The sequence below is a fragment of the Pseudoalteromonas sp. ATL1 genome (assembly GCF_058933015.1).
On record NZ_JBZYXL010000001.1, the window covers coordinates 445,362 to 465,245 of the forward strand.

The window sequence follows — 19,884 nt, forward strand, 5'->3', positions numbered from 1 at the left end:
ACAGCCAAGGACATTATGAAAAAACTACTGATAGCGTTATGCGCACTCATGCCTTTATCAAGCATGGCGCAATCCCCAGAATTTACCCAAACACAGTTACAGCAAGTTCAACAAGTCAGAGAAACTGCACTCAATAGTGATTTAAGTTGGCAAATACTGGAGTCATTAACCACCCAAGTTGGGCCACGTTTGCCTGGCAGCGCGAATGATAAAAAGGCGGTCGAATGGGCAAAACAACAATTCAAACAGTTAGGTTTTGACAAAGTGTGGGCGGAGCCTGCAACATTTCCCCATTGGCGTCGCTATCATGAATCGGGCAAAATCATGACGCCGAGCGAACAACCGCTACACATTACTGCACTAGGCAACAGTGTGAGCACTGCAAAATCTGGCATTACCGCTGAGGTCGTGATGTTTGAAACGTTAGATGAGCTTATTGCCGCTCCGGAACAAAGCCTGACAGGAAAAATTGCTTTCGTTAATTATCGTATGAATCGCCACATAGACGGTAACGGTTATGGTCCAGCAGTACGCGCGCGTGGCACGGGCGCTGTAGAAGCAGCTAAAAAAGGAGCGGTAGCCTACATGATGCGCTCGGTTAGTACCAGCCATCACCGTTTCGCGCACACGGGTAACAGCCGCTACCAAGAGGGGATCAGCAAAATTCCTAACACTGCGATTGCAAACCCAGATGCAGATCAAATTGCACGCCTAATACGCTTAGGAGAAACCGTTTCAGTGAACATCAACGTACAAACGGAAGATCTTGGCGAGGGTACAAGCTACAACGTGATTGGGGAAATAAAAGGCTCTGAGTTTCCAGAGCAGTATGTGTTAATTGGTGGCCACTTGGATTCTTGGGATCTTGGTACTGGCGCACTTGATGATGGTGCAGGTGTAGCACTTACCATGGCTGCAGTAAAACATATTAGCGACATTGCCCGTCCTAAACGCAGTATTCGCGTGGTATTATTTGCCGCGGAAGAGCAAGGGCTTTGGGGCGCAAAGGCGTATTTTAAACAACACGCAACAGAGCTAGATCGCATTGTAGCCGCAGCAGAATCTGACTTTGGTGCCGATGTTGTTTATGCTTTTGAGTCTCACGTGAGTGCTGATGCATTGCCCGTTGTGCGAGCAATAGCAAAAGAGCTGGCACCTTTAGACATATCTTATATTGGTGCGAATGAAGCACATGGCGGACCCGATCTTATCCCATTGCGTAACGCAACCAGTGCTCCAATTTTCGCGCTCCATCAAGATGGCAGAGATTATTTCGATTATCACCATACTGCCGACGATACGCTCGATAAGGTTGCACCTGAGAAACTCAAGCAAAATACCGCCGCGTATGCAGTCTTCGCAATGATGGCCGCGAATGCCAGAACAACCATGACTGGCAAATAACGACGATAAATAGGGTCACTACATGGTGACCCTATTGCTGCTCAATACGCTGTTTTTATGAAGTGCAGATATTATTCATAGCGTAAAATAAGCGAAGGACGCGTGCTGGCGGTTTTATATGCCAAGATCGCTACCGTTAACCAAGTGATCCCGGCCACAACCAAAGCAGCAACCGCGTATATCCACCAAGGTTGAATAATTCGGTCATTAAAGTTAGCCAACCATTGTTCTAAAAACCAATAGGTTAATGGGTAGGCAATAATCACACTAAGCGCCACCAGCAATAAAAATTCCTTAGCCAGCAGGTTTATCAAACTGGTACGAGATGCCCCTAACACCTTACGCACAGCCACTTCTTTTTGTCTACGTAATGCAGAAAAAGAAGCCAAACCAAATGTACCTAATATGGTTAGAAATATGGCCAAACTAGAGAATAAAAGCACCACATCAGACACCCTTTGATCACCTTTGAGCAATGCACTGAAACTCTCAGTTAAAAGCTCAATTTGTGGCTCATATACCCCATGGTCCGCGGCTAGAATACGGCCCAACTGTGATTTAATGTAAGGCAAGTTTTGCTGATCAATCTTCAATATCACCTCAGCCGTCGGCATGAATGTCATACCACAAAGGAAAAAGATGTTTGAATACTCTTCTTTCATATTACCTATTTTCACATCTGCCACAACACCTACAACCTTCATGCGCATTCCGCGGCCTTGATCAGTAATAATCTTACCGATGATCTGTGCGTTATTTTCAAAGCCAGCTTGGCGTACCACCGATTCAGTCACGATGGCGCCCATGTGCACTAAACCCTGTTCACGCGATACCCAATCAGCCGCATAGGTTTCACTAAAATCACGACCGGCCAATAGCTGTAACCCGAGTCCTTTAACAACACCAAATCCTGTGCCAACGAACGGCACGACCCCTTCGCTTGTTTCACCATTTGGCCAAGTCGGCTTAACCGAGGCGTTAATGGATGAAGTGAGCTTGGTATCCACCACCGTTACGCCTCTTACGCCGTCAATTGCCTGCAACTTATTCACTAAAGCACTCGGTTGTTTGCTCAGCACCAAATCAATGGGAAGCTGCGAGACCATCAACTTATGGGTTTTGTCATAGCCCAGTGGCAAGCTTTGTAAATGCGCTAATTGTTGCTGTAACGTCACTGATGCAATGATCAATGCGATAGAAAGTGAAGCCTGCAGCGTAAGTAAGCTCTTACGTACAAAAATAGCTGTACTACCGCGCTGTAAGTCACCACTGAGTACTCTTTTAGCGCTAAACGCGGAGATGAATAAAGCTGGATATAGACCCGATACCAACCCGACAATGAGCGCGACGGCAACGAGTATCACGCTATATGACGAGGCGTAATTGATCGTTAGTTCACGGTCAACCAACATATTAAAACTGGGCAATGCCAATTCAACAATACAGCTGGCAATTAGCATCGCTAGTAGAGAGACCATCACCGATTCAGACAAGAATTGAGTCACTAACTGGCGTTTACTCGCCCCTAGCGCCTTACGCACCCCCACCTCTTTTGCACGCTTGCTCGATTGCGCCACCGACATATTTATAAAGTTAAATGCCGCGACCAATACTAATAACACGCTTAAGCCAATGCATATATTCACCGCTTGCTTGGTACCACCCGCCTTCATTTCAAACGCAGATTTTGCATTTAAGTGCAAGTCGAGTAGCGGATGTAACTCAACTCGAAGCAACCCTTTAAATTCACCTGTGTAATTACGCTCGGTTAAATGTTGCTCAATCACACTGACATCCGCACCATCCACTAATTTGAGATAAACATAGTGATTCTGCATGTCAAAGTTATTCAAATCTTGTTTTAGATAAGCCAAACTTTTAAAAGCGAAATGCGTATTATCGGGTAAATCAGCAAACACGGCATAAACAGTATAGTTACCATTGGCATGGTTTAAGGTTTCGCCTACCACGCTCAATTTACCGAAAATACGTTGCGCTTCAGACTGATTCAGTGCAATGCCTCCTGGCGTACTTAACGCTTGTGCTAAATCACCGTACAGTGTCGTGATTGACATAAAATCTTGAATATTCGCCGACGCACCATAAAGCCCCTCTAATTTATAACCTTGGCCACGATGCTGTACATCAGTGGCTATCTCAGAATTTGGGTCATGCGAAATCATGGTGAGAGCAAATATATCATCGACTTGATTCAGCTCTAGCGCCTGTAGTCCCCTTGCATAATTAAAAATAGGAATAACTGAAAGCCCTATTTTTCTGTAATCTTGCGCAATACGGTAAATATTTTCAGCATCTGGATGCTGGCTATCGTATGACAATTCATTTTTTGCAAATAGTGCTACCAACACGGCTGCCGCCAGCCCAACACTGAGCCCCAGTAAATTTAAAATAAAATGCTGCTTTTGCGTTTTAAAGGCGCGCAACGCGGTGACCAAATAACTCCCAAACATACTAGGCTACCCCGCTCATGTGCTGAACTAAATTCGCTTTATCGATCAGCACTTTTCCATCTAGTAAGCGCACGAGACGATCAGCATAAGCACCTTCTTTTTCCGAGTGCGTCACCATGATCACCGTTGTGCCCTCGCGATTTAACTCTCTGAGCATGGCCATCACTTCATCGCCATTTTTTGAATCCAAGTTACCCGTTGGTTCATCCGCAAGGATCAGCTTTGGACTGATCACCAGAGCACGCGCAACGGCTACCCGTTGTTGCTGACCCCCTGACAATTGCTGCGGGAGATGGTCCGCTCTATGGTCAATGGCAACCCGCTTAAGCATGCTGTCTACTCGCAGCTTGCGTTCAGATTTAGAAATATTGAGGTACTGTAGGGGCAACTCCACATTTTCATACACAGTTAACTCGTCAATTAAATTGAAGCTTTGGAATACAAACCCGATGGATGACTTTCTTAGCTGAGCAAGCTGCTTTTCGCTATAACCAGCAATATCGGTACCCGCAAATTCGTAGCCACCGGATGTGGGTGAGTCCAACATCCCCAAAATCGACAATAAGGTCGACTTACCGCAGCCAGATGGTCCCATAATGGCGAGAAATTCACCTTCATTGACTTTCAAGTTGATGTGATTAAGTGCTGTGGTTTCAACATCTGTGGTACGAAATACGCGGCATAAATCGGTTAAGTTGATCATCTTGTTCTTCCTTTTAATTCTTGTTTTTAAATCGGCTATTACCAGTATTGAATAACCTCAGCTGAGGTTAACTAGTTGAAACTCACTCTCTGTGCTTTATCAAAACTGGCGTAGCTTGACGTGATCACGCGATCACCTGTTTGTAAGCCATTAACGACCTCAAAATAGCTTTGGTTTTTCTTACCCAATGTAATGTCTTTACGCAGCGCACTTTGTCCGTCTTGGCTCAACACATACACCCAATTACCACCACTGCTACTAAAAAATGCACCACGCTCTAGAAGCAAAGCCTGCGCTTTATCACCACCCAACATCAGCTCAATATCAACACTTTGACCACGCTTTATATCACTCACCTCATTCGGTAAGTCGACCTCAATGCGAAACTGTGACTGTGATACCCGACTGTCGACCTTACTGACTGATGCATGGTAGGATGTACCCGCCAGCTCTAGCTTCACAGGCATCTCAAGCTGTATTTGGTTAAGATAAAACTCATCTAAACGCACCACTAATTTGTATTCATCAGGAATATCAATCTGGCCTAATCTGGCTCCCCGAGCCTTCGACTCGCCCATCTCCACATCAAGCTCACTTAAATAGCCTGAGACCGGCGCTTTTACGAGTAGGTTGTCTAAATTACTGCGCGCAAACTGGAGGTTTTTTTGTAACATTGCCGCGCTGTCTTCCAGCTGTGCAATTTGTACTTTGCGAATACTACCTTCTTGCGCCTGACGCTCAACAGTCAGTTCTTTTCTCGCTTTGTAATACGCTAAGTCGTTTTCGATTTCGGTGAGCGTATCTTGTGCCATCATGTTTTTAGCAACCAGTGCGCTAGACTGTTTGAAACGACGTTCTAGATGTTTGATCTGCAATTCTATTTCCAGTAAATCTCGGCGCAGATTCAAGCGGTTCGTTTCCATGTTCATTTGGGTATTGCGCAAGAAGTTAAGTTGTTCTGTCACTTGTGCTTCACGGCTCATTACATCCAGTTGCAAACTAGTATTACTCAAGCGTACGAGAGGTTGCCCTTTTTCCACATACTCCCCTTGCTCAACCAAGCGTTCCTCAACTTGCCCACCAGCGATGGTATCAAGATAAATGGTTGTTTTGGGCACAATTTGTCCTCGCAGTCGCAGTGCGTCCACAAATGTACCTTGATGCACCGTACTGATGGTCACACTCGTTTTATCTAAGTTCTGTGTGCGACCTTGAGATTGGCTTTGACTAAAGCCATATGCCAACGCGGTTGCTCCCAGCGCAACAGCGACGATAGCCACCGTTTTTAACTGCCTAAATTTATTTGATTTGGCTATTTTTTTATCCATATTCACCACTCCCAGTCATGATTAGCTAACCGTTGTAATACGATTGATAGGAAAGGAATATCAACTCTCGTGCCAAACTTAAAAAACACCCACTTTCAATAAGTTATAAAACATCTGTAAACCGAGGTGTCCGCTAATAGAACACTTCTCAACACTCAAAGTGCCCATTAATGGACATTCACGCAATAGACGCCAAACAACAAAGTGCGTTAAGCTAAAAGAAAAAAGGGATAAAGTGTGGCCACAAAACAGCAGGGTGCAATTTTAGTCGTTGATGACAATCCAGATATTTTAATCGCCGCCAAACTACTGCTTAAGCAGTACTACCAAACGGTCAAAACCACAGATAACCCCTTTGATATTGAAGAGATTATCAAGGCTAACAGCATCGATGTGATCCTACTTGATATGAACTTTAGCCTTGATGCCATTAGCGGCCAAGAAGGCTTTTACTGGCTTAAAAAAATCCTCGCGCAAGACGCCAGCATCGTTGTGTTACTTATGACGGCATATAGCGATATTCAATTAGCGGTGGAAGCCATCAAAGCGGGTGCAGCCGATTTCATTGCCAAACCTTGGCAAAATGGCCAATTACTCGGCGCGATCACGGCTGCGTTTGCACACGCCAAAGACAAGCAGCAAGTCAGTCAACTCACTCGACAAACTCAAGGTCTCAATCAAGCGCTCAAACAATCCTCTACAGGGCCATCATTCGACTTTTTAGGTCAAAGCCCGGCAATGCAGGCAGTATTTGCAACCATCCAAAAAGCAGCACAAACCGATGCCAATATCTTGATCACTGGAGAAAGCGGCACAGGCAAAGAACTCGCTGCACACGCCATCCACCAAGCTAGCTTAAGAAGGGACTGCCCACTGATCAGTTTAGACATGGGCGCAATGACCAACACCTTGTTTGAGAGCGAGCTATTTGGTCATAAAAAAGGGGCTTTTACCGACGCCAAAGCGGACAAAATGGGACGTTTTGAGCTGGCCAATGGTGGCAGTTTATTTTTAGATGAACTAGCTAACTTACCGCTAAACCACCAGACGTCACTGTTGGCCGCTTTGCAAAACCGCCAAATAACCCCAGTCGGCGGCACAAAACCAATCCATGTCGATATTCGTTTGATCTGTGCCACTAACGACAATTTACACGACGCCGTCAACGAAGGGCGGTTTCGCCAAGATTTGTTGTTTAGAATAAATACGGTGGAAATACGCCTTCCCGCACTGCGAGACAGAGTAGAAGATATTCCCTTGCTAACGGACTATTACCTCAAGCATTTTTGCCAAAAATATAAACGCACACTGACTATTCGCCCCCAAGATATGCAAGCACTGTGTCACTATCCATGGCCTGGTAACGTGAGAGAACTCGCTCATGCCATTGAACGAGCGGTCATTTTAAGTGATGGATCAATTTTGGATATTGGCACGGTTGTGGGGAAGCAGAATTCCAACGCCCATGACACAATTTCGCTAGTATCTAGCAATCATGTAAGCGGCGATTTCGATACGTTTGACCTTGAAATCATAGAGCAACGGGCGGTGCGCGCAGCACTCACTCATTACCAAGGCAACGTCAGCCATGCAGCTAAAGCGTTGGGTTTAACACGTGGTGCGATGTATCGTCGCTTAGAGAAGTATGGTCTATGACATTTACACAAAAAATAAGTGCGCCAGCGGTTAAATTAAGTGCCTTACTAAGTTGCTTAATCATCTGTATTTTTACGATTTTTTATTTGTATATACAAGCAAGTTTTAGCGCTTTTTGGTTACTACTGTCCTTGATATTGGCCGCAATCATCCGTGCCATATTTAACTTATTCAAACAACAACAAAAACAACTCAGCTCGGTCATCAATGCATTAGCAAACGGTGATAGCACACTTGGCCTGAGTCATGAACACCCATTGCGACAACAAATCGAACGCGTAAAAGCACAAGTGCAAAGCGCACGTTATAACGCACAGCAACAAGCTCAGTTTTTACAAACGTTATTAGTGCATATCGATCTGGCTGTATTGGTGTGTGATGCCCAAGGTAAAGTCATTGAATCTAATCCAGCCGTTGCAAAATTACTGGGGGCACCTGTACGTCACCTCTCTGACATTGAGCATATTGGTGCCTTGATACTTGCAACCGACACACATGTGAGAAGTTGCGCGCAATGGCAGCGAGGAGAACAACAAGACACCTTGTCTATACAAGTGAGTGTCGCTCAGATCCAAGGGCAGTTGACGCGTATTGTAACGCTACAATCTATCCACGAGGCATTACTGAGCAAAGAACAACAAGCTTATAAACGCCTTACTCGAGTACTGACACATGAAGTGGCTAATTCAATTACACCACTGGCCTCGATTGCCAACACTTGCACGAGCTTGTTGCCCGATTCACTCACGTTTAACGACGAAGAAGATAAAGATGATCTTCGTTTGGCACTCAATACTCTTGCCTCTCGTACCAAGCATTTAGGTGAGTTTATAAATCGCTTTAGACAAGTCAGCGCGTTGCCTCAGCCTAGTTTAGAGTTAAACGATCTGGCCGTCGTGCTTAAACAAACGGTTACATTACATCAAAGTCAATTTAATCTTGCTCAAATTCAATTCGAGTTGCATATCAAAACCGCTCAGAGCGCCTTGATTGATAAGGGCCAGGTTGAGCAGGTGCTCATTAACTTGCTGAAAAATGCCATTGAAGCGGTCAAGTCATTACCCCACGACAACGCGCTTACCTCCCCCATGATCACCCTCACTTTGGGACAAAACGAGACACAGCAGGTATTTATAGAAATAGCCAACACTGGACCTAGTATTCCCGATCATGTTATTGATATGATATTCGTTCCTTTTTTCACCACCAAACAACATGGTTCGGGTATCGGCCTAAGCTTAAGCCGACAAATAATGATTAACCATGGTGGTGATCTGGTGTATGTAAAGCGTGCGACAGGCGCTTGTTTTCGCTGCATTTTTGGCTGAGATATGATGCGACCTATCGGCCCTCCGTCAAGGACCAAATATAACTATAACTTAAGTTGTCTATACAAGGAGTTTTGAACATGCCACAAGCCGATAATATGTCACCACTGATGCGCTTCATGTTTTTAATACATCATTTCATAGAAACAGTGCTGATCAAGTTTAAAACCCAAACTATCATTGCCAGCATCTTACTATGCGTGGTGTACATTGCTCAGCAACAATATCAAACCCACAAGCAACAACAAGCCATACTCAATGCACCACTTCAGCACGATGTGTGGATATTAAACATGGGCCATTTTCAAGCACAACGAAAATACCAAGCACAATACCGTGTAGTACAAGTATTGAGCGTAAGCGAAGAGCACGTTGAGTTACTACAAGGCAGCTTTACTTACCGAAAACTGCGTGGTGCCGAGCGTGCTATCAAACTCGATTCACTGATGTTAGACAGCTATTTCAGAACGCAAACCTTAAAGTTACAACGAAGCGAACTCGCCGATCACTTTGCGCAACAAGCAATTGTGGATGTATACCGTCCAAATGATATTTATGTACTCGGTGGAATCGTCAAAAGACGCGCTATACCCAGTGCCATCAATTCAAATATTCATGCCAAGGTAGCACTGAACCCACACAACAACGACGCTATTGCACTTTTTAGACAAGGTGATTTGCCAGCCGCTCGGGCGCAGTTTTTATTAGCGGCACAACAAGGCGATAGCTGGGGTCAATATAACTTAGCGGGCATGTTGGAAAATGGCCAAGGTGGCGAACAAGACTTACCACAAGCTATCCATTGGTTAGAGCAATCAGCACAACAGCAAAACCCCAAAGCACAACTTGCACTACAGCAATTGTGCCAAATACACATTCAGCTATGTGAAGTCAGCCCCATGCGCAGCCACTAAATACTGCTCAAATGCATCGGCATTAACTGGCTTGCTATGTAAATAGCCTTGGGTGTAGTCGCAATCTAGTTCTTTGAGCAGGGCTAATTGTGCTTGTGTTTCAACACCCTCGGCAACAACACTCAGGTGCAAATTAGTCGCCATGGAAATAATCGCACTCACCATCGCCCTGTCTTCCGCATCTTCAGGCAAGTCTTTAATAAACTCTTTGTCTATCTTAAGCTTGGACAGCGGGAAGCGTTTTAAGTAACTCAAAGATGAATAACCCGTACCAAAATCATCTATGGCCAATTCCACCCCCATGTCTCGGAGCGCGCGTAACTGCCTTAAAATATGATCGGAGTTATCGGCGAGCACATTTTCCGTGATCTCTATGGTTAAACATTGGCTGGCAAGGCCTGTTTCGCGTAACACCGCCCCCACCAAGGCCGAAATATCTTGGCGTTTAAACTGCGTGCTAGACACATTCACACTGATGAAAAACGGCGCTTCCAGCCTATCGCACCAACTTTTTGCCTGTGAACAAGCCTGATACAACACCCATTCCCCCATCGCCAAAATGAGACCAAGCTCCTCACTGACAGGAATAAACTCAGAAGGTGGCACCAACCCCAAAGATTCACTGTGCCAACGCAGCAAGGCTTCCGCGCCCACTACCTGTCCAGCTTTATCATGCAGTGGCTGGTAGGCAAGTGATAGCTCTTTATTGATTAAGGCCTTGTGCAGCGCGCCTTCTAGCTGACTGCGTGCTTTGGCATTTTCATGCATTGCTGAAGTATAAAATTGAAAGCAGTTACGACCATGCTCTTTGGCTTTGTACATAGCACTATCCGCATTTCGCAGCAGCACCTTTCGGCTATTGCCATCATCAGGGTAAAAGGTGATCCCCATGCTGCCAGAAACAAATGCTTCATGCCCTTCTAGCACAAACTGGCTGCTTAACTGGTGTAAAATCTTATTGGCAATTTTCTCAACATCACTGATCTGCTTAATATCATGTAGCAAAATCGCAAACTCATCGCCGCCCAATCTCGCGACGGTATCACTACTGCGTGTGCAATCTTGGATACGTTGTGCGGCTTCAATAAGCAGCAAATCGCCAATATGGTGACCCAAGGTATCATTCACCGCTTTAAATCGGTCTAAATCGATAAAACAAATGGCCAAACGGGTGCCTTGCTCTTTTGCACTCTCAAGGGCCACATCAAATTTTTCGTGATAGTGGTGACGATTTGCTAGGCCGGTCAAAGTATCAAAGTTAGCTTGCTGCCACATCAGTTGTTCATGATGTTTGCGTGACGTAATGTCATTGAACAAGGCAACATACATTTCAATCTCACCTTGCAAGTCAAAAACTGCCGATACTTGTAACCAACTCGGATACACCTCACCATTTTTGCGTCGATTCCATATTTCACCTTCCCAGTGACCTCGCTCATTCAATGCCTGATAAAGCGTGCCAAAAAATGCGTTATTATGGTGACCGGAATTAAACATGGAAGGCGACTGACCAAGCACTTCATCAATGCTAAAACCTGTGATTTCAGTAAATGCACGATTGACCATTTGAATGCAGTTATCTCTATCTGATACCAACACCCCTTCACTGGTTGTTTCAAATACCTTGGCGGCCAAACGTTGCTGTTTTTCAACCTCTAAACGTTCGCTCACATCTTGTAGCACATACACATAGCCAAGCTGTTGTTTATTCGCATCAAGCACAGGGTTTTTAGTCACACTGAAGGTGCGTCTCATTTCCATACGCTCAATGGCTATATGCTCATGATGACAACTAGACTGCGTGACGCAAGGCGCATCCCCCAACAAAGCAGAGATGGGTGCTCCCATCAACTTAGCAAAATCCGCAAATGTCTTTGACACACCCTGGTTAGCTGAGCGGATCTTGCCGTGTTCGTCGGTAAATATCAGTAAGTCTTCAATGCCATTAAAAATGGCGTTTAAGCGTGCGCCCTGGGCTTCCGTACGGCGTTTTGCGTTACGCAAGCGTACCAATAACACACTCAAGGCAACACTAAAAATCAACAAAGTGACTATCACCAACACCAACAGTAACTGCCGAATGTCATTCACCGCTTGTATTTCTTTGGTTTGCAGCGCGACTTGCTCTTCTAAGTTATTTTGGTAATACCACAGGGAATCTTGCAATGTGCGTTGTGCGCTAATGTCATGGATCACAGAAAGTAACTGTGTTTCACCCGCGTCATCAACAAAAGGAGTTGAATACACGCTCACTGTGCGCAATGAATCGTCGGCCAGTTTATGCCTAAAAATAAAATAATTGCGCCCCTCTTCCATCGCTAAAGCGCGCTCTTGTGCCACCTGTTCGGGATCGAGCTGATTAATATCTTGAATACGCATAGTATGCAAAGCATCATGGGAGTAACCATAAAACTGCACCGCAGCCTTGTTCGCAGCGATGATTTCTCCAGATTGCGGATTGATGATCATCATCACAGCGCTATGTTCAGCAAACGCAATATCGTCTTTAGAAAAAGCAAACGATGTACCGCTGATAATTGATATACATAGCATTATTATTTTTATTATCTGCAAACCCACTACCACCACTGATTTAAAGGCGTAGCAACGACTATAGAGCAAAGCGTCCTCTTTGAAAACAGACTAAATCACTAAGTATTGCACAATATCAAATAACTAACTTAATGGTGCTTCCCGCCGCGCTCGAATCACTGCCCATTTTAAAATGAGCTTGATATACTGACGCCAAACTCACATGCTCAGTAACGAAATGAAATATAAAGATTTGCGAGATTTTATTGACCGCTTGGAAGCGCAGGGTGAATTAGTTCGTATCCGTCAGCCTATTTCCACTAAATTGGAAATGACAGAGATTGCGGACAGAACACTGCGGGCCGGCGGTCCAGCGCTATTGTTTGAAAACCCGGTTGGCTTTGATATTCCCGTGTTGGCCAATTTATTTGGTACCCCAAAACGCGTTGCGATGGGAATGGGCCAATCAGACGTTAACGCACTGCGTGAAGTCGGTAAGTTACTCGCATTTTTGAAAGAACCTGAGCCACCAAAAGGCATAAAAGAAGCGCTTGGTCAGCTGCCCGCCTACAAACAAGTACTCAACATGCCCGCCAAGGAAGTGAAAAAAGCCCCTTGCCAGCAGGTTGTAAAAAGTGGCGATGACGTTGATTTAACCAAACTCCCCATTCAACACTGTTGGCCGGGTGATGCCGCACCACTTATTACATGGGGATTAACGATCACCAAAGGCCCTTACAAAAAACGCCAAAACCTGGGCATTTATCGCCAACAACTATTGGGTAAAAATAAAATCATTATGCGTTGGTTATCACATCGTGGCGGCGCGCTTGATTTTCAGGAGTGGTGTAAAGAAAACCCCGGAGAACCTTACCCGGTTTCTGTGGCGTTGGGTGCGGATCCGGCCACCATTTTAGGTGCCGTAACGCCTGTCCCTGACACCTTAAGCGAATACGCCTTTGCAGGCTTATTGCGCGGTGCAAAAACCGAAGTGGTCAAGTCTATTTCTAATGACTTACAAGTGCCAGCAAGTGCTGAAATTGTGCTTGAAGGTTATATCATGCCAGGCGAAATGGCCCCAGAAGGCCCATACGGTGACCACACTGGTTACTATAACGAAGTGGATGACTTTCCAGTCATGACAGTCACCCATATCACCCATCGTGAAAACCCAATTTATCATAGTACCTACACCGGCCGTCCACCGGATGAACCGGCAATTCTAGGCGTGGCATTAAACGAGGTCTTTGTACCTATTCTGCAAAAACAGTTTCCTGAAATTGTAGATTTTTATTTACCGCCGGAAGGCTGCTCATACCGCATGGCCGTGGTGACTATGAAGAAACAATACCCGGGACACGCTAAGCGCGTAATGATGGGGGTTTGGTCGTTCCTAAGACAATTTATGTACACTAAATTTGTGATTGTGTGTGACGACGACGTCAACGCGCGAGATTGGAATGATGTGATCTGGGCCATCACCACACGGATGGACCCAACACGAGATACCACGCTCATCGATAACACCCCCATCGACTACTTGGATTTTGCCTCTCCGGTATCGGGTTTGGGTTCAAAAATGGGCTTAGATGCCACCAACAAGTGGCCAGGTGAAACAGACAGAGAATGGGGAGAGCCCATCGTTATGGATGACGCAACAAAACAACGCGTTGATGAGATTTGGGATAGCTTAGGGATCCCCACTCAGCAATAGGATAACGCTGGGTGCTGTGATAGAGTGCCCATACTTTATACAAATACATATTTAATCGCCGTGCGAAAGGTAAATTATGCAATTAGTTAAAGCTGAAGTGGCTGCTATCACGCCACTTACAGAATTTATTCATAAGGTGACGCTCAAGCCAGAAGTAGATGTGGAGTTTGAGGCCGGTCATTACTTACAACTGGTATTAGGTGAAAAAGACAAACGCGCTTTTTCAATTGCCAGCCGCCCATCGTTAAAAAATGAATTAGAGCTACATATTGGCGCATCAGGTGCCGATTCTTATGCCATGCAAGCGCTTGAGCACTTACGTGAAGCGCACCAAAACAATGCTCAGGTTAATCTTGAAGTAGGTCTTGGGATCTCACAACTACGTGCTGATGACCCTCGTCCTATCTTGTTATTAGCCGGAGGTACTGGTTTTTCATACGTGAAGTCTATGGCCGATCACCTTGCTGAAATCGGTTGTACACAGCCTGTTTTGTTTTACTGGGGTGTTAAAGACGAATCTGCACTGTATGCTAAAGTAGAAATGGAAGCGTGGGCAAATAGCCGTAAAAATTTCCAATTTATCCCTGTGGTAGAAAACCCATCTGACACATGGCAAGGCCATACTGGTTATGTTCACAAAGCAGTTATGAAAGACATCGTGTCACTTGAGCCGTATAGCATCTACATGGCGGGTCGCTTTGACATGATAGGTATCGTGCGAGATGACTTTATCAATCATGGTGCTGAACGCGAGCACATGTACGCCGATGCCTTTGCATTTATAAAGTAAATGTATCAATATAAATAAAAAACGCGCTGATTAGCGCGTTTTTTATTGCAATTCACATCAGCTATATTTGGCCAGTAAGGCTTGCTTGTCACTGTCGCTTAAAAACGCGATTTCAACGGCATTACGCTGTGCTTGTTCAATGTCAGCTTGCGTCAACCCAGCCTGCGGCGCGGCCTTTTGGTATTCATATTCCAGCTCAATTCCCTGCACCGCCGGATCATCGGTATTCAACGTGGCTAAAATACCATGGGCTAAAAACTGTTTAAGCGGGTGCGTTTCTAAGCTTGCAACCGTGCTGGTTAAGATATTACTAGTTAGGCATGACTCAATCCCTATACGATTATCACGTAAATGGTCCATCAATTTGGGATCTTCAATGGCTTTTACACCATGGCCAATTCGAGTTGCACCCAGTTCGTTTATGGCTTGCCACATGCTCTGCGCACCACGCGCTTCACCTGCGTGAATGGTCACGCCCAAATAGGCATCACGCACTTGCTTAAAATGATCGACGAATAATTCACCCGGATAACCAATTTCATCACCCGCTAAATCAACAGCAACTAAATCATTTTTGCACGCCAATAAAGCATCGAGTTCATATTGGCATTTTTCCACCCCAAAGGTACGCGACATAATGCCAATTAAGTTCACTTTGATGTCTTTACCTTGCGTTGCGGTTTTTATGCCATCTACGATTGCTTCCGTTACCCCTTGTGGATGCAGGTTATGGCTTTGTGCCATATAATACGGACTAAATCTTAACTCGGTATAATCTAGGTTCTGTGCGATCGCGTCGGCCACATTTTCCATCGCAATACGACGACACGCATCATAATCACCCAGTACTTTCACCCCCCAATCAAGCTTAGAGAGGAACGCCATCAAGTCAGGCGCACTGTCGATCACCTGCACATGCTCCCTCAAGCCTTCTAAGTCTTGTGCTGGCAGCGGTAAATTGAACTGCTGGCCAAGTTCTAAAATCGTGTTGGCTCGAACGTTTCCATCAAGGTGGCGGTGTAAATCAAGCAAAGGGAGGGTTTTATTGATCATAGGTCACTCGGCTGCAGATAAAATTTTTGGGATCATACGCGCCTTTAAAACAAGATCAAGAACACATGTCCATTTTTAACCCAGTACCCTATTTATGCAAGTATAAAAAAGCCAGCAATGTGCTGGCTTAATAAGGTGTTTACCAAGAGTGACGAGCAAGCTGGTAGGCCCGCTGATATTGGCCTGTTTGTTCAAAAGCATATAAAGCAGGCTCTATCCAAATGCTTTGCCAATCGGCCTCCGGTAAACTGGCAAATATTTTCGCAGCTAACTCAAAGTCGCCCTCGGCATTGGCCATACACGCTAAACAAACCAGTAGTTCGCTATGCTCAGGTTGCTTTTTCAATTGTGCTTGAATAACCTGCATCAGCTTTACATCTTTTCCTTTAGCATGTGCTAATACTTGCGCAAGTTGGTGGTACTGTCCTTTTTTTGCAAACTTCACTAGTACATCATGAATATCGACCATCAAACCTTGTGAGGCCATCGCCTTCAGGTAGGCTGTTTGCGCATGGCTTTGTATCGCTTTTGGTAAAGCTGAAAAGAAATTAGAGGCGTTAGAGCCAGCGGCGCTGAAGAAACGTTTAAAAAAGCTCTGCCATTGCCCATGCGCTAAGTCCATATGTTTGTATTTGCTTTTCAGTGTTTCCATCACTTCATCAAGCTTTTGTTCTTGTAGTAAGCCCTCTAAGTAACTGCTAATCGCCGCAGCACTGGGTTTCTTTTGCTCCATCGGCAGTGCCAGCAAGGCCAATGCTTGTTCTGACTGATTGGCGTTAAGCCATAACTTGGGCACTTGCCCTTGCGCCTCATCAGACATCATTTGTAAGTGAGTCAAAGCCTGCGTTTGATCGTTGTCTAGCAACGCGGCTTTTGCCAACATTGCATGTTGTTGGTCTTGCCAAGACTCAGGGGCATCTACTTTTGAAAACGCTAATTTAATCGATTGCGTATCGTCATTCAGTAATCCCCATACCGCCTGATTAAACGCTTGCTGAGATTTAGCTCGACGTTTATTACTAAAGTGCCCAGTGGTAGAGCGATACGCTCTCCATGCCCAACCAAATACAAATTTAATGACGAGTAATACGGCAAACGCTAGGACAAATAAAGTCGCAAATGAAAACAGCGTACCTTCTATAGTGGTCTCGTTGAATGCGATCAGCACATAGCCCGCTTCATCGATTAGCAAGTGACCCGCCGCCAAGGCAACTGCTATAACAACAATGACTAAAAGCAATTTTATCATTGCAACCACTCCTTCAACGCCCCTCCAGACACTAACTCTACCTTGCTATGAAACTGCAACGACATTTGTTGTAGCACTTCTAATTGGGCTTGCATTGCCTGTACGGCAGCATCTTTTTGATCAAAATGCTGTTCAAGTGTTTGCGAAGCACCATCAAGCGCCGTAAAGAAAATACTCGCTTGCTTATCCATTAAGGCTGTTTGCGCTTGCGACAAATAGCTACGTAACTGCGCACGCAACAATTGCTGATGTTGTCCATCCAACAATGGATCTACCACAGGCATTTCTCGCGACTTAATCGTCAAAAATGTTGCTTTAAATTGCTGCCATGAGTGCTGAATATTACTACGCCAATCACCTAACTCGTTGGATAAAGCATGCTCTGGTTTTGTTTTCGGTTCTGGTAATTTAAAAACTTGTAATGCTAAGCTGCCTGCTTGGTTCAACATACCATTTAATTGCAAATAAGTTGCTTCTAAAGCCGGTTTAGGCTGCGCTTGTAAAGTGGCAATGTCCGTCGCGATTGCGCTTAGCAGCTGGGTATTGTTCGACTCATTTTGCACTACCTGATACAAGCGTTGTAACACCGCAATTGCACCTTCAAAATCCCGCTCAGCATGGGCTTTAAACTCTGCCATGCGCTGTAAATACTGCGCTTCACTGCTTAAAGCACCACTTACCTGCTGTTTGGCTTGAGAAAGGGCACTTTCAATCTGCCCTTCTACCGCTTGAGATTGTGCCGCTAAACGCGCTTCAATCTCCTGCATCAGTTTGCTGTCAGCGGCTTGCATAGCCACCACCTGCTGCTGTGACTGAGTTAGCTGTTTTTGCAACTGCGCATTATGCGCTTTTAACTCGGCCAATGCCGCATAGGTTTTATCGCTGATCTGTTGACCGTGAATAATTAAGCCCGCGGTTGCTGCACCGCCTGCTAATGCCACCAACAAGGCGAGGATAGCTAGTTTACTGACTTTTTGCTTAAAAACCGGTTTTTCGCTTGATGCGGGTGCTGCTACATCTTGCGATTGCATATTTTGCTCACTCATATGGCTACCTTGCTGATCTTGGTTTGGCACGATGGAATTGAATATCGCCAGATCCCCTGGCCCCTCGGCAATCGTAATATGTTGCCTATCCACGTCATACGTGGTCTGTACATAATCTGCGCTGCGTTCACTGACCAAATAAAATTGTTTTGCTTTAAGCCAGTCTAGTTTTTCTTTGTTCTGAGCATTAAAAATGGCATCAATACCCGCATTGCTGGTCACGACTATACCGTCTATTTGCTGAGCACGCCAGTGGTCTAACCAGCCATCAGAGTATGTTTTTTCACCCAAGCGTTCATACACAGCACAGAGATTGACGATGGCACCACGCTGCTTAAAGGTGTTTGCCAACAACGCACGACCCCCCCGCCCTTTAACAATAACAACCTGTTTATCGTCTATTTTTTGCAATTGAGGTAAGGCAAGTAAGCCTTCTGAATCTTGCTGTTTGGGACTGAGCGCTGTAACGCCAAATTGAGAGTGTAAGACCTTCGCGGTTTGTTCCCCCACCGCGAACACTTGCGCGGTTTGGGGCAGTTTATCAAGCTGTGTAGCGAGATGTTTAACGGCATCTTGGGAAATAAACACCAAGATATCGGCCTCTGCAATAGGTGCCAGTTCATGCGCCGAAAGCGCGCAGGCTTCGATGCGCAACACTGGGGTGTGTACACTGGCAACACCAGCTTGGGTCAATAGTTCAATTAACTGTTGACCCTTTCCTTCTGGTCGAGTGACGGCAATTCGCATCATTTTGCGTCTTTATAAACCTCAGCCAAAATTTTATCCGCGCCTTGCGCCAATAACTTTTCAGCCAACTCTAAACCTAATTGCTCGGCATCCACACTTGGACCAGAGACCTCTGCGCGTAAAATTTCGCTGCCATCAACGGCTCCCACTAAACCACGTAAAGTCACTTGCTCACCTTCCACCTCAGCATAAGCGCCAATTGGTACCTGACATCCCCCTTCCAAACGACGGTTCATGGCACGCTCTGCCAATACACGGGTGCGTGTAACGGCATGCTCAAGCGGAGCTAAATAGGTTTTGGTTTGTGCATCATCACTGCGACACTCAATCCCTACGGCACCTTGACCATTGGCCGGCAATGATTGCTCTGGTTCAATGTAACTTGCGATGCGCTCTGACATTTCTAAACGCAGTAATCCAGCAGCAGCGAGGATAATGGCATCATAATCACCATTATCTAGCTTGGCTAAACGAGTATTCACATTGCCGCGTAAATCTCGAATATCCAAATCTGGGCGCAGAGCACGAATTTGGCACTGACGGCGTAGGCTTGAAGTGCCCACAACGGCACCTTGGGGTAGCTCATCCAGTTGCTTGTACTGGTTTGACACAAATGCATCCCTTGGGTCTTCACGTTCACAAATGGTGTAAAGCTCTAACCCTTCAGGAAACTCAACCGGCACATCTTTCATTGAATGTACCGCGATATCAGCACGACCATCGAGCATTGCTTGCTCTAGCTCTTTAACAAACAAGCCTTTACCACCAATTTTTGCCAATGGCGTGTCGAGTATAATGTCCCCTTGCGTCGACATTGGAACCAGTTCAACGTTTAGTTCTGGATGAAAGTGCAATAGTTGCGCTTTAACAAACTCCGCTTGCCATAGTGCCAATGCACTTTTTCTTGTCGCAATTCGCAAGGTATGTTGTTGTGTCATGATAAACCTTT

Annotated in this window: 14 protein-coding genes; 6 read left to right on the plus strand and 8 right to left on the minus strand. The window is 45.4% G+C overall.

Annotated elements, in window-relative coordinates:
• The first annotated feature begins 15 nt into the window (after nucleotides 1-15).
• On the plus strand, nucleotides 16-1,404 hold the full coding sequence (locus AC5FX4_RS02055; protein ID WP_493604869.1) for a M20/M25/M40 family metallo-hydrolase: 1,389 nt from the start codon (nucleotides 16-18) through the stop codon (nucleotides 1,402-1,404).
• A gap of 71 nt (nucleotides 1,405-1,475) precedes the next feature.
• On the opposite strand, the gene AC5FX4_RS02060 is transcribed toward AC5FX4_RS02055, so the two are convergent.
• The 3 genes from AC5FX4_RS02060 to AC5FX4_RS02070 all read right to left on the minus strand — a co-directional run bounded on the left by AC5FX4_RS02060 (nucleotide 1,476) and on the right by AC5FX4_RS02070 (nucleotide 5,906).
• Nucleotides 1,476-3,875: an ABC transporter permease gene (locus tag AC5FX4_RS02060; protein ID WP_493604870.1), complete on the minus strand. Its 2,400-nt coding sequence runs from the start codon at nucleotides 3,873-3,875 to the stop codon at nucleotides 1,476-1,478.
• A 1-nt stretch (nucleotide 3,876) separates the two neighbouring features.
• The gene (locus tag AC5FX4_RS02065; RefSeq protein WP_493604871.1) at nucleotides 3,877-4,578 is read right to left on the minus strand and encodes an ABC transporter ATP-binding protein; all 702 of its coding nucleotides are present in this window, start codon (nucleotides 4,576-4,578) and stop codon (nucleotides 3,877-3,879) included.
• Between the two features lie 71 nt (nucleotides 4,579-4,649).
• The gene (locus tag AC5FX4_RS02070; RefSeq protein ID WP_493604872.1) at nucleotides 4,650-5,906 is read right to left on the minus strand and encodes an efflux RND transporter periplasmic adaptor subunit; all 1,257 of its coding nucleotides are present in this window, start codon (nucleotides 5,904-5,906) and stop codon (nucleotides 4,650-4,652) included.
• A 237-nt stretch (nucleotides 5,907-6,143) separates the two neighbouring features.
• Between AC5FX4_RS02070 and AC5FX4_RS02075 the strand changes: the two genes are divergently transcribed.
• From AC5FX4_RS02075 to AC5FX4_RS02085, 3 genes are all read left to right on the plus strand, one after another.
• Nucleotides 6,144-7,562: a sigma-54-dependent transcriptional regulator gene (locus AC5FX4_RS02075; protein ID WP_493604873.1), complete on the plus strand. Its 1,419-nt coding sequence runs from the start codon at nucleotides 6,144-6,146 to the stop codon at nucleotides 7,560-7,562.
• On the plus strand, nucleotides 7,559-8,890 hold the full coding sequence (locus AC5FX4_RS02080) for a sensor histidine kinase (protein ID WP_493604874.1): 1,332 nt from the start codon (nucleotides 7,559-7,561) through the stop codon (nucleotides 8,888-8,890). The genes AC5FX4_RS02075 and AC5FX4_RS02080 overlap by 4 nt, the downstream gene beginning before the upstream one ends.
• 80 nt (nucleotides 8,891-8,970) lie before the next feature.
• A complete protein-coding gene (locus tag AC5FX4_RS02085) occupies nucleotides 8,971-9,804 on the plus strand; it encodes a tetratricopeptide repeat protein (RefSeq protein ID WP_493604875.1) in 834 nt (277 codons plus the stop codon).
• On the opposite strand, the gene AC5FX4_RS02090 is transcribed toward AC5FX4_RS02085, so the two are convergent.
• Nucleotides 9,772-12,357, minus strand: coding sequence for a sensor domain-containing protein (locus AC5FX4_RS02090; RefSeq protein ID WP_493604876.1), 2,586 nt, complete (start codon nucleotides 12,355-12,357; stop codon nucleotides 9,772-9,774). The two genes, AC5FX4_RS02085 and AC5FX4_RS02090, sit on opposite strands and share 33 nt — an antisense overlap.
• A gap of 217 nt (nucleotides 12,358-12,574) precedes the next feature.
• Between AC5FX4_RS02090 and ubiD the strand changes: the two genes are divergently transcribed.
• Complete coding sequence (gene ubiD / locus AC5FX4_RS02095; RefSeq protein ID WP_493604877.1) at nucleotides 12,575-14,050, plus strand: 4-hydroxy-3-polyprenylbenzoate decarboxylase; 1,476 nt, start codon at nucleotides 12,575-12,577, stop codon at nucleotides 14,048-14,050.
• A gap of 76 nt (nucleotides 14,051-14,126) precedes the next feature.
• Nucleotides 14,127-14,840, plus strand: coding sequence for an NAD(P)H-flavin reductase (gene fre / locus AC5FX4_RS02100; RefSeq protein ID WP_493604878.1), 714 nt, complete (start codon nucleotides 14,127-14,129; stop codon nucleotides 14,838-14,840).
• Between the two features lie 57 nt (nucleotides 14,841-14,897).
• On the opposite strand, the gene add is transcribed toward fre, so the two are convergent.
• The 4 genes from add to hemC all read right to left on the minus strand — a co-directional run bounded on the left by add (nucleotide 14,898) and on the right by hemC (nucleotide 19,873).
• Complete coding sequence (add, locus tag AC5FX4_RS02105) at nucleotides 14,898-15,893, minus strand: adenosine deaminase (RefSeq protein ID WP_493604879.1); 996 nt, start codon at nucleotides 15,891-15,893, stop codon at nucleotides 14,898-14,900.
• Between the two features lie 139 nt (nucleotides 15,894-16,032).
• Complete coding sequence (locus AC5FX4_RS02110; protein ID WP_493604880.1) at nucleotides 16,033-17,142, minus strand: heme biosynthesis HemY N-terminal domain-containing protein; 1,110 nt, start codon at nucleotides 17,140-17,142, stop codon at nucleotides 16,033-16,035.
• A complete protein-coding gene (locus tag AC5FX4_RS02115) occupies nucleotides 17,139-18,938 on the minus strand; it encodes a uroporphyrinogen-III C-methyltransferase (protein WP_493604881.1) in 1,800 nt (599 codons plus the stop codon). The genes AC5FX4_RS02110 and AC5FX4_RS02115 overlap by 4 nt, the downstream gene beginning before the upstream one ends.
• A complete protein-coding gene (gene hemC / locus AC5FX4_RS02120) occupies nucleotides 18,935-19,873 on the minus strand; it encodes a hydroxymethylbilane synthase (protein WP_493604882.1) in 939 nt (312 codons plus the stop codon). Before hemC ends, AC5FX4_RS02115 begins: the two co-directional genes overlap by 4 nt.
• Nucleotides 19,874-19,884 lie beyond the last annotated feature (11 nt).